The 14,951-nt window shown below is 71.4% G+C and carries 14 protein-coding genes; 2 read left to right on the top strand and 12 right to left on the bottom strand.

All coding sequences use genetic code 11. The features are described 5' to 3' along the window. Window positions 1–335 precede the first annotated feature (335 nt). The 3 genes from OG927_RS33410 to OG927_RS33400 are packed head-to-tail and all read right to left on the bottom strand — an operon-like array spanning window position 336 to window position 1,806. On the bottom strand, window positions 336–803 hold the full coding sequence (locus OG927_RS33410; RefSeq protein ID WP_056791349.1) for a YybH family protein: 468 nt from the start codon (window positions 801–803) through the stop codon (window positions 336–338). Between the two features lie 28 nt (window positions 804–831). Then, complete coding sequence (locus OG927_RS33405; RefSeq protein WP_282434502.1) at window positions 832–960, bottom strand: hypothetical protein; 129 nt, start codon at window positions 958–960, stop codon at window positions 832–834. A gap of 18 nt (window positions 961–978) precedes the next feature. Next, window positions 979–1,806: an SDR family oxidoreductase gene (locus OG927_RS33400; RefSeq protein ID WP_079100724.1), complete on the bottom strand. Its 828-nt coding sequence runs from the start codon at window positions 1,804–1,806 to the stop codon at window positions 979–981. Window positions 1,807–1,907: 101 nt separating this feature from the next. On the opposite strand from OG927_RS33400, the gene OG927_RS33395 reads away from it, so the two are divergent. Further along, a complete protein-coding gene (locus tag OG927_RS33395; RefSeq protein WP_056791346.1) occupies window positions 1,908–2,768 on the top strand; it encodes a helix-turn-helix transcriptional regulator in 861 nt (286 codons plus the stop codon). A gap of 72 nt (window positions 2,769–2,840) precedes the next feature. Here the strand turns inward: OG927_RS33395 and OG927_RS33390 are convergent, their stop codons facing one another. Both OG927_RS33390 and OG927_RS33385 read right to left on the bottom strand, forming a co-directional pair. Beyond that, a complete protein-coding gene (locus OG927_RS33390; RefSeq protein WP_330319454.1) occupies window positions 2,841–4,388 on the bottom strand; it encodes a hypothetical protein in 1,548 nt (515 codons plus the stop codon). Window positions 4,389–4,432: 44 nt separating this feature from the next. Then, entirely contained in the window at window positions 4,433–5,605 is a 1,173-nt protein-coding gene (locus tag OG927_RS33385; protein ID WP_124283562.1) for an NB-ARC domain-containing protein, read from the bottom strand. A gap of 1,077 nt (window positions 5,606–6,682) precedes the next feature. Between OG927_RS33385 and OG927_RS33375 the strand changes: the two genes are divergently transcribed. Further along, window positions 6,683–7,558 carry a DUF4394 domain-containing protein gene (locus OG927_RS33375; protein WP_330319455.1) on the top strand — a complete coding sequence of 292 codons (876 nt, stop codon included), beginning with the start codon at window positions 6,683–6,685 and terminating at the stop codon, window positions 7,556–7,558. 113 nt (window positions 7,559–7,671) lie between these two features. On the opposite strand, the gene OG927_RS36095 is transcribed toward OG927_RS33375, so the two are convergent. From OG927_RS36095 to OG927_RS33345, 7 genes are all read right to left on the bottom strand, one after another. Next, entirely contained in the window at window positions 7,672–8,256 is a 585-nt protein-coding gene (locus OG927_RS36095) for a relaxase domain-containing protein (protein WP_408058124.1), read from the bottom strand. A gap of 255 nt (window positions 8,257–8,511) precedes the next feature. Continuing rightward, window positions 8,512–9,471 (bottom strand): hypothetical protein, encoded by a 960-nt coding sequence (locus tag OG927_RS33370; RefSeq protein ID WP_330319456.1) that lies wholly within the window; start codon window positions 9,469–9,471, stop codon window positions 8,512–8,514. Window positions 9,472–9,543: 72 nt separating this feature from the next. Further along, window positions 9,544–10,833, bottom strand: coding sequence for an MFS transporter (locus tag OG927_RS33365; RefSeq protein WP_330319457.1), 1,290 nt, complete (start codon window positions 10,831–10,833; stop codon window positions 9,544–9,546). Between the two features lie 3 nt (window positions 10,834–10,836). Continuing rightward, window positions 10,837–11,733 (bottom strand): ABC transporter ATP-binding protein, encoded by an 897-nt coding sequence (locus tag OG927_RS33360; RefSeq protein WP_330319458.1) that lies wholly within the window; start codon window positions 11,731–11,733, stop codon window positions 10,837–10,839. Next, window positions 11,730–12,785 carry a FecCD family ABC transporter permease gene (locus OG927_RS33355; protein WP_330319459.1) on the bottom strand — a complete coding sequence of 352 codons (1,056 nt, stop codon included), beginning with the start codon at window positions 12,783–12,785 and terminating at the stop codon, window positions 11,730–11,732. Before OG927_RS33355 ends, OG927_RS33360 begins: the two co-directional genes overlap by 4 nt. Further along, window positions 12,782–13,744 (bottom strand): FecCD family ABC transporter permease, encoded by a 963-nt coding sequence (locus OG927_RS33350; protein WP_079100729.1) that lies wholly within the window; start codon window positions 13,742–13,744, stop codon window positions 12,782–12,784. Before OG927_RS33350 ends, OG927_RS33355 begins: the two co-directional genes overlap by 4 nt. Before the next feature lie 77 nt (window positions 13,745–13,821). Beyond that, complete coding sequence (locus OG927_RS33345) at window positions 13,822–14,865, bottom strand: iron-siderophore ABC transporter substrate-binding protein (RefSeq protein WP_056791313.1); 1,044 nt, start codon at window positions 14,863–14,865, stop codon at window positions 13,822–13,824. Window positions 14,866–14,951: the final 86 nt, after the last annotated feature.

Below are 14,951 nucleotides of genomic sequence, written 5' to 3'. Positions count from 1 at the left end.
GAGGGTGCGCACCGTCCTGCGTGCGCCGGCCACGGTCGGACCGTCCAGATGCATCGAGGCAGCCGCCCGCCGCGCCACCCCCTCCGGATCGATCGTCGGGGCGGCCGGAGCGTCCTGGCCGTTCGGGACGAAGGCCACGCCACCGCGGCCCGAGTCGCATGGGACCTCGTAGACCTGATCAGGGAGGCCTGACCGGTGGTGGCCTGGGCGTCATGGAGCCGCAGCCCCCGGCCTGAGACCGGCCCATCAGCTCGTCGATGAGCTGATGGGCCACCGTCTTCGACGGCGAGCGACCGGGCCAGGATCTCCTGTTGAGCCCGAGCCTGCCCAGAGGGTCAGAGAGCCTCAGGGGCCGGCAGCCTGCCGTCGAGGTTCCCTGTGGGCAGAACCGTGGTCGAGTTGTGTTCGCGGACGATCCGCCAGCCGTCCGGCGTTCGGCGCCAGACCAGCGAGGTCGTGGTACGAATGTCCGTGGTGACGTCGGGCATGGTGATCCGCGCGACGAACGTCAGGGTGGACGCGGCCAAATCGTGGTCGGCGATGACGTGCGGGCCGTCATCGACGGCATGGTGTGCGGAGACCATCTTGTGAAAGTTGGGCTCCCAGATCGAGCCGTATCCGGCGGCTGTCTTCGCCACGCGCTGTTCGGGGTCGAAGTCGTCGTAGAGGCGGACGTCCGGAGAGCTGAAGTCGTAGAACTCGTCGAAGGTGCGCCGGAAGTCGAACGGTGCGTCCCCCTCGTTGCGCTCCCAGCCGAACATCCACCGGCTGTGCAGGTCCGCGATCACTTGTTCATCGTTCATGACTCGACGCTAGGACCGCGAGCGGGGTTCAGGGAGGGTCCGTCGCACCCACCCATCCGTCGGACAGCCAGGAGCGCAGGTAGACCGAGGTCATGCGCTGCATGATCGCCTGTCGATCGAAATCCTCGTGGTCCGTCTCCTTCAAGGAACAGCCCATGGCGCCCGCCTGTCGTTCTCAGCCGAGCTGGGTGGGAACGACCGTCAGCTCGGCGATGTTGACCCGGGCCGGCACCGCCACCGAGTACGTGATGGCGTCGGCCACGTCTTCCGCGGTGATGGCCGTGATGGCCGAGCGCATCCTGTCCAGCCCGGTCCGAGTCGCCTCGTGTGCCATGTCGGCGCCGAGTTCGGTGACGGCGAAGGCCGGGTCGACGGACCGTACCCGTACGCCGCGAGGGCCGAGAGAGGCGCGCAGGTTGCGGGTCAGCTGAGTGACCGCCGCCTTGGTCGCGCCGTAGACGGGGTAGTCGGAGAAGATCACCTCCGCCGCGATCGAGCTGAGGTTTACCAGGTCCGCGGGCCGTCCGGCTTCGGCCGCGTCGAGCAGGTCCGTGATGAAGACCCGGCCGGTCGCCAGCAGACCTCGCAGGTTCACGTCGATCATCTGGTCCCACTCGGCCGTGTCCGCCTCCTCGAAAGGCGCTCCGAGCATCACCCCCGCGTTGGCGACGACCAGGTCGGGCCGGCCCAGGGTGGCACGGATCGTCGATGCGGCGGTGGTCAGTGCGGCGGCGTCGGTGACATCGACCGCGAGCGGCAGAACCTTGGCGGAGTGTTCCTTGCGCAGGGTCGCGGCGAGGTCGTCCAGTAGCCGGGATCGCCGGCCGAGCAGCGCTACCGTCGCTCCGGCGGCGGCAAATCGGTGTGCGGTCGCGGCGCCGATCCCGGCGCTGGCCCCGGTGATCACCGCGACCCGGCCGGCCAGCAGACGCGCAGGCCCACCGGCGACGGGCGAAGAGGAGTTGTTCGGCAGGTTGTCTGCAACGTTGGCGTTGGTTGTCATGGGACCGAGCCTGTTCGGTGAGTGGGCGTTCAGCCAGGGCGGTGTTGTCCAGGGTGTGCCACACCCAGGCAACCCCTCGCGTGCGCGCCTATCGTTGCGGCATGGACAGTGCCAACCCCTTGGGTGAGTTCCTCCGCGCGAGGCGAGAGATGACCAGCCCGGACCGGGCCGGTCAGCCCTGGTCGGGCCGGCGCAGGACGCCGGGCCTGCGCCGGGAGGAGGTCGCCCAGCTGTCCGGCGTCAGCACCGACTACTACGCCCGACTGGAACAGGGACGGGAGAAGCATCCTTCCGCACAGGTGGTGCACGCCCTGGCCCGCGCCCTGGGACTGGATCCCGAGGAGACCGCGCACCTGCACCAACTGGCACGAACGGCTCGCGGCACTGTCCGGCGAGGTGGTGGTGTGTCGGTGGGACCCAGTCTGCTGCGCCTGATGGACGGCTGGCATCACACACCCGCGCTGATCCTCGACCACCGGCTGGATGTGCTGGCGGGCAACCGCCTCGGACGCGCCCTCTTCGCCGGGATGCTGGACCATGGCGAGACCAACCTCGTCCGGTTCACCTTCCTGAACCCGGACGCCCGGAACTTCTACCCCGACTGGGACCGTGTCGCCAAGTCCGGGCTCGCGGCCCTGCGCGCGGGTGGCGGCGACCTCGTGAACGATCGCCGGCTCACGGAACTGGTCGGCGAACTCTCCCTGAAAAGCCCCGAGTTCCGCGCTCTGTGGGCCCGGCACGATGTACGGGGCAAGGCGCACGAGGCCAAGGCCTTCCACCACCACCAGGTCGGCGAGATGACCCTGACCTACGACTCGTTCACCGTCGACAGCGCCCCGGACCAGCAACTCATCGTGTACCAGGCCGAGCCCGGCAGCGCTTCCCAGCAGGCCCTCGCACTACTCGGCACAGTGGCCGCCGACCTGCCCATCCTGCCGACGCCTGCCGACTATGTCACTTAGTGATCTGTTCCGGAAATCCTTCGAGGGTTGACGTCAGACCTTCCCTCCGTGGCGGTGGACACGCGTCGTTGATCACGCGGCGAGCATGAGTTCAGCCGCGTGGTGTCGGCGTTCGTATTCGTCGGGGCTGAGACGGCCGTTGGCGGAGTCCCGACGGCGGGCGTTGCAGCGGATCAGCCAGGCGAACACCTTGGTCCTGCAGGTGACCGGGTCGCCGTAGTCGCGGGCGCCTTTGAGCGTCTCGCGTGTGAGGGACGCGTGGAAGCTTTCGCAGGCCGCGTTGTCCGCGCTGGTGCCGACCGCACCCATCGACCGGGTGACCTTGACCTGGTCGCAGAGGCCGGCGGCGGCCCTGGTGTCGGCGTACGGGTCAACGAGGGTGCGGAGGTCGGCTCCGCTCCCCGTGTCCCACACCCGCAGGGAGCCGCTCGCGCCCGAGGCGGCCCAGGCGCCGTCGTGGGCGACGACGAGGGAGGTGACAGGGGCGGTGTGTCCGGTCCGTACGCGCACCGGGGTGCCGGAGGCCGGGTCCCACACGGTCGCATCCGGTCCCGCGGCGGTGACCAGACGGCTGTCGTCCACGGCGATTGCCAGGGCGGTGATCTCCCCGGTGGCGCCTCCCGCGCCGGCGGCGTCGGCGCGCGGCGGTTCCCAGAGTCGTACGGTGTGCTCGCCGGCGACGGCGATCCACGCGCCGTCCGGGGCGACGGCGACGGACGTGGTCCGTCCGTCCAGGGCGCCGAGGAGGGTTCGGGACTCCACGTCCCACACCTCGGTCCGCCGGCCTCCGGTGACGATCCAGCGGCCGTCCGGGGCGACGGCGAGCCGGGCGTCCATGCCCGTGGTGGACCGGATGGCCTGCGGCGCGGCGCCGGGGCCGGTGCCCCAGATCCGCGGCCCGTCGGTGTGCTGGGTCACCAGCCAGGTGCCGGACGGACCGACGGCCACCGAGCCGTGCGCGCCGGTGTAGGCGGTGGAGAGTGTCCGGAGTCCCCGGCCGGTCGCGGTCTCGAACAGGCGGGTCGTGTCGCCGCTGCACGTGGCGAACCAGGAGCTGTCCGGGGCCGTCGCCAGCGCCTCCACGGGGTAGGCGTGGGGCACCTCGCGCAGGCGGTGGCCCGAGGCGGTCTCCCACACGGTGACGACGTGGTCGACGGAGGCCGTCACCAGAAGGGATCCGTCGGGCGAGACCGCGAGGGCCGCGACGGTGTCGCTCAGCCGGGTGTCCGCCTCGACGGAGAACGTGCGGAGCTCCGCGCCGGTGGCGGTGGCCCACATCCGTATCCGTCGCGCGTCGGCCGCGAGGACCCAGGCCCCGTCGGGCACCACGGCCACGCGCCCGACGACGGTGCCGTCGACGGGGAGCACCAGGACGCAGCCGCCGTCGTCGGGGTTCCAGAGGCGGACGGCGCCGGGCTCGGCCGTCGCCAGGACTCCCCCGCCGGTGGCGACGGCGGTGACGGGCCGCGCGAACCCGGTGAGGCTGCGCAGGACGCGGTCGTCGGGCAGTCGGTGACGGTTGGCCAGGTACGGCCGCAGGCCGGGGTCCCGTCGACGGGCGGCGACCTGGCCCTGCCAGTGCGGCAGGTCCTCCAGACGGCTGTGGAGCACGTTCCGCATCAGGCGAGGGGCGTCCGGGGATCCGAGCAGGTGCGAGGCGCGGGTCAGGTCACGGGCCAGGGCGGCGGGGGCGGGACCGGGGAGGCGGGCCAGGTCGCTCCAGGGCGCCGAGGGCCCGCGTTGCGCAGCCGGGTCTCGACCCAGCGGATGTCTCCGGCCAGCCGTTCGGCCTCGCCGGTCCGGCCTGCGGCGTGCAGGTGCTCGACCAGGTGGTCCAGGAGGTACCCGTCGGAGAGCTCCCACCAGGACGGGCCCGCGGCTCCGCCGGCCACGGTGGCAGCCGCCGCGTCCACCAGCACCCCGTGGAGGGCGGTGAGGCGGGTCGGTCCGAGTTCGCCGCGCAGGTAGTCGCGGAGCACGTCGTGGAGGGTGATGCAGCCGCCGTGCGCGGTGGAGAGGGTGACGAGCGACAGGCTGCCGAGCCGTCCGCAGAGGGTCCGGGTCTCCGCCGCCGGCAGTCCTCCGGTGGACTGCCGGCGGCGGGCGATCAGCTCGATCGGGACGGCCTCGTCCTCGACGAACACGCCGAGCTCGGCCAGTCGTTCCGCGCCGCCGGGCGGCAGCAGTGTCGTCGCCGCCTCGACGGTGGCCCGGACGGCGAGGGCGCGGCGTTGCGGATCGTCGAGGTCCAGCGGGGCGGCGGACGGGTCCGCCGCCGCAGGCCCTCGTGCCCTGAGGTTCGCGAGCACGTTCTCCGCGGCGTCGAGCACGGCCGACGGGTCGGCGGTGGAGGCGATCTGGTCGGCCATGAGGCGGTTGGCCAGACGGAGCAGGAGGGCCCACCGTCCGGTGGCCGCCAGCAGCTCCCTGACCGTCGCGGGAGGCAGCGGCGGAAGTTGCCAGGTGAGGACGCGGCGGGCCTGCTCGACGGTCATCTCGTCCACGGTGACCCGGGCGGTTCCCGGCGGCAGGAGGCCGGGCACGCGGGTCGTCACGAGCCGGACGCAGCGCGCGCCGCCCAGCAGGAACGGCGCCAGCTGGGCCGCCTCCCACACGTCGTCCAGGACCAGGAGCGTCCGGGGCCGCTGGTCGAGCAGCCGGCCGAGGTGCGCGCCGGCGAGCGCGGGGTCGTCGAACGCCGTCGTGTCGCCGGTGATGAACCGCGTGGCCTCGGCGACCTTGGCCGCGATCGCCGCCCTGCCCCGCACGTCCCGCCCGACGGTGATGGTGAAGACACGGCGCCGGAAGTGCCGGCGGACCTTCGGGTGCGCGCACACGACGCGGCCAGCGTCGTCTTGCCGAACCCGCCGGCCCCTTCCAGCGAGGTCGTGATCGCGATGGCCCGTCCGTCGGCCTTCGCCCGCACCGCGGCGACGGCGCGGTCGCCCTCTCCCCGGTCGACCACCCACTCGGGCACCCGCGTGGCCGGCGGCGGGGGAGGATCGGCGGTCGCGCCCTGCGCGGTGGCCCAGCTCGCCGCGAACGCGAGGATGAAGGCGGCGGCGAGGTACCCGACGGACTGCCAGGAGTGGGTCCGGATCCAGTCCAGGGGCTTGGGCCACCGCTCGTCCGACGTGGCGGCGTTGGCCGCCAGCGAAGCGAGGACGCCGACGGCCACCGTCGCCGGCGATACGGTCGCAGCCCTCAGCAGGGCGACGACGATTCGGCGCGTCGGCATGCGTCCACCCCCCGGTCGGACGTCCGTCGGGGCTCCCGGCCGGTGACCCGCGAAGGCCCGCGGCGGGAATCCCCTCCGATGCTTTTCGGAGATTGCCGCGGGACACCTCCCGGGGACGCCGACGTGGACGCGGGGTCGACGCACCCGTCCGACCGGGGGCCGCTTCCTCTTGAGGGGCTGCTCCGTCCCCGTCAGCGTCGCGTACACCACCGTGTTGGCGCGGTATCCGGTGTCGCTGGGCCAGTCGCCGCCGCAGGTGATGAGGCGGAGTGCGGGGGGAGGTGCTGTAGACCCGACCGGCCCCGACCCGTCGGGCCGCATCGATGCCTCGTGCATCCTCGTGTACGGCCTGATCCCCGAGACCGAGAAGGGTTCGGTCGTCCACGCCCCGCTCCCGCAGGCCCCGGCCTCCGGCGACATCCGTCAAGCGCCGCCGTCAGCCAGCCTTTTACGAGCTCGTATGCGGAAGAGGGCGCCGTCGGCCGTGCGCGCTGTGTCGAGGGGAGATCCAGCTCACCCGCCTTCGCCACACCTGGACAATGCGGCATATATCAATCCACTTAGGCCATCTGGGGCGTATTATCCCGTAAGCCCAAACCAGGGCGAGACCGGCATCGAAGGAAGGGTGTACCCGCCCCGTTCCGTGGGCGGTCGAACTACCACTGGGAGTGCAACCGTGCGTACCCGTCTTCTCTCCGCAGCCGCCGCCGGCGTCATCGCGGCGTCCCTCGCTGCTCCCGCTCTCGCGTCAGCGGGAGCCGAGCCCACCCCCTTCGGTCCGCGCGGACGTGCGACGGCACCCGGTCTCGTCAGCGTGGGACTGACCTCGGACCAGCGCCTGGTCGGCTTCCGGGTCACGGACCCGGGCGACAGTTGGTCGTTCGGCAAGGTGTCCGGCCTGAGTGCGGACAGGAAGCTGGTCGGTATCGACTTCCGTGTCCAGAACGGCAAGCTCTACGGCGTCGGCGACCGCGGCGGCGTCTACACCGTGAACAGCGACGCGCAGGCCGTCAAGGTGTCCCAGCTCACCGTCGCCCTGGCGGGCGAGAACTTCGGCGTGGACTTCAACCCCGCTGCCAACCGCCTGCGCGTCATCAGTGACACCGGCCAGAACCTGCGCCACAACATCGACGACCCGGCCGCACCGCGAACCACCACACCCGACGGCACCCTCACCAACCCGACCACGCCGCCATCAACCGCGCTCGGCGTCACGGGGGCCGCCTACACCAACAACGACCTCGACGTCGACACCGCCACCACCCTGTTCGACATCGACACGGTCAACGACCGGATCTCGCTCCAGTCCCCGGCCAACGCCGGCACCCTCGCCCCCACCGGAAACCTGGGAGCGAACGCCGGCCCCCAGGCCGGGTTCGACATCTACTACAAGCCCTCCGACGGCTCCAACCGCGGCTTCGCGACTCTGAACACCGGCGGGAAGCAGCGCTTCTACCAGGTGAGCATCCTCGACGGCGAAACGTCCCTCGTCGGCGCGTTCCCGGCCGGCCGTCAGGTCGTCGACATCGCACTCCCGCTGAACCAGAACTGAGGACCACTGCGTCGGTGTCGGCAGAGGAGCCCCGCCGACACCGACGCAGGCAAACCGTGTCGCCTCGCCGGAAGCGAGATCCCCAACCACCGGACGAGGGCACAGCAGCCCTCCTACGGCACCTGCGTCCCCTCCTGCGGAGCCACCGCCGAACGCGTCCTCACCGACAACGGATCCTGCTCCACGTCATCCGGCGCGGATCGCGTCGCACGAGCGAGACGTTCCAGGCGGTGGCGAACAGACACCAGTCGACACAGGGCGCCGGAGCTACGGCGGCGGTACGGTCGCTGGCCGCCGAACGGCGGATCAGGTCGGCGTGGCTGACATCCGACAACACGGTGCCGGCCTGACCGGCCCGCGGGCTCCTGCGACGGAAGAGCAGATGATCCACGCCACGTTCGAGGCCGGATTCCCCTGCTCGTTGTAGAGCGCGGAAGCGGCCACGGTGTTCTCGTGCAGTGCCGTGGTGTGGATCGAGCCCCACGTGCCGTCCAGGCGCTGCCCCTTCGCCGACGGCAGCACCTGGTCTGGAGCAACGGTCGGCCGGAGCGGGCCTCGTGATGGCGGAAGCGGGCGGCGACCAGACCGCCGGGCGGCCTCACCCGGTAGACGCCGTCCCTGCCGTGCCGGATCACCGCGACCTTGTCCTCGATCCACTCCAGCACCCGTACGATCGCCTGCTGGTGCGCGGCCTCGATCCGGTCCGCGTACCGGACTTCCTAGCCGGGCCCGGGCGGGGGACTGTGGAAGTCGGGTCCCGGCGTTCCAGGTCCGTCACGCTTCTCCACCGCGGCGGCTGGGGGCTCCTCGACAGCGATGGCGCGCTCGTCGATGGCGAGGCGGCCCTCGCCGCGCTGTGCGAACCGGACGTGGAACCCGGCAGCCGGCGTGTCCCGCCCGGGGCTTCCCCGGGCGGGACACGGCGTGCGCAGGCCGGCGGTCATGAGGGCCGACTACTTGAGCAGGTAGGCCTTCACGATGGTGACCTGGTAGGTGTTTCCTTGCCTGTCGGTGAGCTTGGCCTTGAGGGAGACCGAGGTGGCCTTCTTGGGGTGGCTGAGGGAGAGTGTCCGCTTGCTCTTGTTGGTGAGAACGGGGGCCTTGGACCAGGTCTTGCCGCCGTTGTAGGAGACCTGTACGGACAGGCTCTTGAAGCTCTTGGCTGCCGGACCCTGGAGGGTGAGCGGGACCGTGAGCTTCTTCCCGGCTGCGGCCCGGCTGTGCAGGTCGAGCTTCGGGGCGAAGCGGACCGAGGAGAGCGGGAGCACCGTGTAGTTGTCGGCCGGGGTCTTCTTGGAGCGGAAGGTCCAGGCGGCGGTGAGGCGGGTGGTGACGCCGGCGACCTTGGTGGAGCGGGTCGCGTCCGTGCTGATCCGGTAGGCGGCACTCTTCGACGGCAGGCCGTAGACGTCCTGGCAGAGGCCCTCTTCGGAGTTGAGGAGTTTCTTGCCGTCGGCGGTGACGCGGGTCTGCTGCTTCGTGACGGTCGACAGGCCGATGTTGCCGGCGCCGTCGGTGTACTCCGCGATGCAGAAGCTGAGGTCGTTGCCCGAGCGGCGGGCGGTGTTGTAGGTGTTGATCTTGGGGCTGAACACTCCGACGTTGAACGTCTGTGTGTAGGTCTTCCCCCGCTGGTAGGCCTTCGGGGTCGGCTCGTTGAAGATGACCTCAAGGCTGTCGTCTCCGCTGCCGGGCTGGTGCTGCCCGGCGGAGAAGCCCCAGGTGACGCCCTTGCGGGTGTCCGGGTCGGCCTGGGTGCCCTTGCGGGTCTGGACCGGTGTCTCCAGCAGGTAGGTGCCCTTGGGTACCCGGGTGCGGAGGATGCCCTGGCCCTTGGTGTCGTAGGCGTCCAGGGCGAAGTCGGTGTTCTGGCCGGGGATGAAGGTGCCCGACTGCGAGGGCCGGCCATCCACGCGCCTGCCCGCACCCGGCATGCGGCCCGCCTCCGCGGCCCGGTGGCTGCGGGAGCAGCGGGCGACGCGATGTCACGGGGTGGCCGGTGCCGTTCCGGTGCTCTCGTCGGCCCGGCGGCGCAGCGCGTCCTCGTCGGTGCGGGCGTCGTAGCTGACGAGCTTCGGCAGCGCGGCGGTGAGCAGGCCCACCGCGGCGACACAGGCGAGTCCGCCGCTCCAGATCGCCGGGCGGGCACCGGTCCAGCCGGCCATCGCCCCGGCGCGGACCTGGCCGAGCTGGGGACCGACGCTGTAGGAGAGGACCTCGATGCCGGCGAGCCGCCCGCGCAGCCGGTCGGGAATGGTCTGGTTCCAGATGGTGGAGCGGCCGAGACCGCTCAGCATGTCCCCCGCTCCCGCGAGGCCGAGGCACGCCAGTACCAGCCAGACGTTCGACGCCCACCCGGCCGCCGCCATGGCCAGGCCCCAGCCGGCGGCGCCGAAGACCACCAGCAGGCCGTGCCGCGGTGTCCGCGACGCCCAGCCGCTGGTCAGACTCACCAGCAGCGACCCGACGGCGCCCGCCGAGTACATCAGGCCCAGCGCCCAGTCGGCGTCGAGCTCGTCGGCGAGGAAGGGGAAGATGGTGTTGGGGAAGGCGAAGAACATCGCCGCCAGGTCCACCGCGTACGTGCCGAGGAGCACCGGACGCGACCAGGCGTACCTCGCCCCTTCCGCGATGCCGCGCAACGACGGCTTGGCGGCGTGCTCGACGGGCGGTACCGGGGAGAGCCGACGGCACATCAGGACCGACCCGAAGAAGCAGACCACGGTGGTGGTGTAGGCGGGGACGTTCCCGGCGTACGCCACCACGAGGCCGGCCAGTGCGGGTCCGCCGATCGCGCCCGCCTGCCAGCGCAGGGCGTTGAGCGCGGCGGCGGCGGGAAGCTGGTCGTGCGGGACGATCCGGGCCAGCAGCGAGTCCAGGGCGGGACGCTGGAGTCCCGCCAGTGCGGCCACCCCGGCCGCCACCAGGTACAGCGGCCACAGCATGGGGCTGGGCAGCAGCGCGTTCAGCAGCAGGAGGGCGGCCAGCACGCCCAGCCCCGCTTCGGTCAGCACGATGACCTTGCGCCGGTCCACCGCGTCCGCGAGCGCGCCTCCGTACAGGCCGAAGACCACCAGTGGCACCAGTTCGACGGCGCCCATCGCGCCCACCGCGAGCGGTGAGCCGGTCAGTTCCTTGATCTGGAGCGGCAGCGCGATCAGCGCCATCACACTGCCGAGATAGGTGACCAGGCCCTGCACCCACAGGAGGCGGAAGTCCCGGGAGGAGCGCCAGGGTGTGAGGTCGGGCAGGATCGCGGCGAGCTTTTTGATCATGGTTCAGCGGTTCCCGGCCGTGTGCTGCGGCGACCCGGCCGTGTGCTGCGGCGACCCGGCCGTGTGCTGCGGCGACCCGGCCGCGGTTTCGGCGGCAGCGGTCGTCGAGTGGTGGCGTCCGATCGGCAGGACGAGGGGCTTGCCCGAGACCGGGTCCTCGATGACGCGGCTTTCCATGCCGTACACGGCCCGGATGGTGTCCTCGATCATTACTTCCCCGGGTGTTCCGGAGGCGTGCAGTCGCCCGGACGCCAGGGCTATCAGCCGGTCGGCGTAGCGGGCGGCCAGGTTGAGGTCGTGCAGGACCATGACGATCGTGGTGCCGCGGGACCGGTTGAGGTCGGTCAACAGGTCGAGGACCTCGATCTGGTGGCTGATGTCGAGGAACGTGGTGGGCTCGTCGAGCAGCAGCAGGTCGGTCTGCTGGGCCAGCGCCATCGCGATCCACACGCGCTGGCGCTGGCCGCCGGAGAGTTCATCGACGGCCCGGTCCATCAGGTCGGTCGTGTGGGTGGCCTCCAGCGCGGCGGCGACCGCGGCGTCGTCCTCGGCCGTCCAGCGGGAGAAGGCGCGCTGGTGGGGGTGGCGGCCCCGGCCGACCAGGTCGAGGACGGTGATGCCCTCGGGAGTGACCGGTGACTGCGGCAGAAGGCCGAGGGTGCGGGCGAGTTCCTTGGCGGGGGTGCGGTGGACCTCCTTGCCGTCCAGGAGGACCCGGCCGGTGCGCGGCACGAGCAGCCGGGACATCGCGCGCAGCAGCGTCGACTTGCCGCAGGCGTTGGCGCCGACGATCACCGTGATCCGTCCGGCCGCGAGGGTCAGGTCCAGGCCCTCGATGACGGCGCGGTCTCCGTAGCCGAGTTCGAGGTCCTCGGTGGCGAGGGTGTGGGACGCGGTCACAGCGAGCCTCCGGCCCGGTTGGTGCGGACGATCAGGTAGACGAGGTAGGGCGCGCCGAGGACGCCGGTGACGATGCCCACGGGGTAGCGGACGTCGAAGGCGTACTGGCCGGTGAAGTCGGCGACCAGCACGAGCAGGGAACCGACCAGTCCGGCCGGGACCAGCAGGGAGCCGCCGGTTCCCGTCAGGCGGGCGGCGATCGGGCCGGAGAGGAAGGCGACGAAGGCGATCGGTCCGGCGGCCGCCGTCGCGAAGGCGATCAGTCCGACGGCCGCGACGATCACGATCACGCGGGTGCGTTCGACGCGGACGCCGAGCGCGGAGGCCGTGTCGTCGCCCAGGCTCAGCGCGCTCAGGTCACGGGCCCGGGACAGCAGCACCGGGCCGCACACGAGCACGGCGAGGACGGCGGGCACGGTCTCCGCCCAGGTGGTTCCGTTGAGGCTGCCGGTGAGCCAGCGCATCGCCTCCTGGAGGTCCCACTCGCCGGCCTCCGACAGGACGTAGGAGGTGACGCTGTCGAGCAGGGCGGCGACACCGATGCCGATCAGGATGAGCCGAATGCCGGCGACCCCGTCCCGGAAGGCGAGGGTGTACATGAGCAGTGCCACCCCGAGGGCCGCGGCTATCGCCACGGTCGACACCCCGGTCCCGCTCATCGAGAAGGTCACGATGGCGAGGGCCGCCGCCGCGCTCGCTCCCGCGGTGATGCCGATGACGTCGGGGCTGGCGAGCGGGTTGCGGAGCATGGTCTGGAAGGTGACGCCGGCCATGCCGAAGCTGAAGCCCGCGGTCAGGGCCAGCACCGCCCGCGGCAGTCGCAGCGTGCCGACGGTGAAGGACGCTCCCGGCACCTGCTCGCCCATGATCACGCGCAGCACGTCACCGGCCGGATAGAAGGTGTGGCCCGCCATGAGGGACGTGAGAAACGCGGCGGCTACGAGGACCAGCAGCGTGAGGACGAGGAGCCGGCGCCGGTTCGCGCCGCGGACCCGTGCCCGGGTGACGGCCGACTGTGTGGACGACGGGACGCGGACCGCTGGTGCGCTCACAGGGACCTGACCTTTTGGCGTCGGACGATGTGGATGAAGAAGGGGGCGCCGATGATCCCGGTCAGGATCCCCACGTCGATCTCGGCCGGGCGTGCCACGACCCGGCCCACCACGTCCGCGGCCGTCAGCAGGACCGCGCCGCTCAGCGCGGAGAACGGCAGCAGCCAGCGGTGGTCCACACCCACCAGGAGCCGGCAGACGTGCGGTACGACGAGACCGACGAAGAGGATCGGTCCGGCGACGGCGGTGGACGCGCCGCACAGCACCACCGCACCGAGCGCCGCGCCACCCCGGACGAGGGCCACCCGCTCGCCGAGTCCGGCGGCCAGGTCGTCGCCCAGTGCCAGCGAGTTCAGGGCGCGTGCGGAGGCCAGGCAGATGACGAAACCGGCGCCGAGGAACGGCAGGACGCTGCCGAGCTGCTCGTAGGAGGCGCCGCCGACGCCGCCGATCTGCCAGAGCCGGAAGGTGTCGGAGATGTCGTTGCGCGGCAAGACGACGGCGCTCACCAGGGAGGTCAGCGCGGCCGTGATGGCGGCACCGGCGAGGGCCAGTTTCAGGGGGGTGGCGCCGCCGCGGCCCAGCGAGCCGATGGCGTACACGAAGGCGGCGGTCAGCGCCGCCCCGAGCATCGCCACCCAGATGTACCCGTCCGCCGACGCGAGCCCGAAGTAGGCGATGGCGGTGACCACGGCCAGCGAGGCGCCCATGTTGACGCCGAGGATGCCGGGGTCGGCCAGCGGGTTGCGGGTCACCCCCTGCATGACCGCGCCGGAGAGTCCGAGGGCGGCGCCCACGACGACGGCGAGGAGGGTGCGCGGTATGCGCTTGGCGACCGCGGCCTCCTCCAGGGTGGCCTCCGCGCCGCCGAGTGCCGCCCACACGTCGGACCAGGCGACGCCGCGGGAGCCGAAGGCGAGGGAGGCCACCATGACGGCGGCCAGGACCGCGGCGACCATGAGGAGCCACAGGACGCGGACGCGCGCCGGACGCCGTATCAGCACGGCGTCCGGCGCGACCGGGGTGGGGGTGACGGTCACTTGGCCTTGTCCGCGGCCTCGGCGAGTGCCTTCACGTAGTCGTCCAGGACGTACGGGATCGACAGCGGGGTGGGGTTGGCGGCGGTGGCCAGCGGGGTGCTGCCGGGCAGCAGGTAGATGGAGCCCCGCTTCACGGCAGCCAGCTTCGAGGTGAGCGGATCGTCCTTGAGGGCCTTGAGCAGTTCGCCGGTGTCGTCGCCGTAGCCGGTGATGATGTCGACGTCGTTGAAGTCGTCGATGCGCTCGGCGCTCTTGGTGAGGACGAACTTCTTCGTGGACTCGGACGGCCCCGAGATGCTGGCGGGGATCTTCATGCCGAGGTCGGTGAAGAACTGGGTGCGGGTGTCGTGGGTCGTGTAGAAGCCGACCTCGCTGACGTCCTTGGAGGACACGTGCGTCATGAACATCGCCGTCTTCCCCTTGAGCTGGGGGTACTTGGCGGCGGTCTTGCCGATCTGTCCCTCGAGGTCGCCGATGAGCTTGTCACCCTCGTCGGCGAGTCCGATGGCTTTGCTGTTCTGGCGGATGATGTCGCGCCAGGGGGTAGCCCAGGCGGCCTCGGGGTAGGCCACCACGGGGGCGATCTGGCTGAGGGTCTCGTAGTCCTGCTCGGTGAGCCCGGAGTACGCGGCGAGGATGACGTCGGGCTTGGTGTCGGCGACGGCCTCGAAGTCGATGCCGTCGGTCTCGTCGAACAGGACGGGCGTCTTGGCGTCGAGTTCCTTGAGGCGCTTCTCGGTCCAGGGCAGTACACCGTCCCCGTCGTCGTCGCCGAAGTTGGCCTTGGCCATGCCGACGGGGACGACGCCGAGGGCGAGTGGCACTTCCTCGTTGGCCCAGTTCACGGTGGCGACACGCTTGGGCTTGCTGGGGACCACGGTGGTTCCGAGGGCATGCTTGACCGTCACCGGGAACTGGCCGGAGTTCTTGGCGTCGGCACCGGCGGCGTTGTCGTCGGTGCCGTCGGTGCCGCCGCAGGCGGTGAGACCGATCAGGAGGGCCGCCGCGAGGGCGAGCGTGCGGAGGCGTGGAGTTCTCATCGGCCCGTGCTCAACTTTCACTCTAGTTAGGTAAGGCTTGCCTGCAAAGAGTATGGAGCTGGGGCGTGTGGATCAATCAAGCTTTC

This window comes from Streptomyces clavifer, from assembly GCF_036345975.1.
GTDB classification, from domain to species: Bacteria; Actinomycetota; Actinomycetes; order Streptomycetales; family Streptomycetaceae; genus Streptomyces; species Streptomyces clavifer.
Note: the sequence above shows the minus strand (reverse complement) of the source record. Positions and strands in the feature narration are given on the sequence as shown.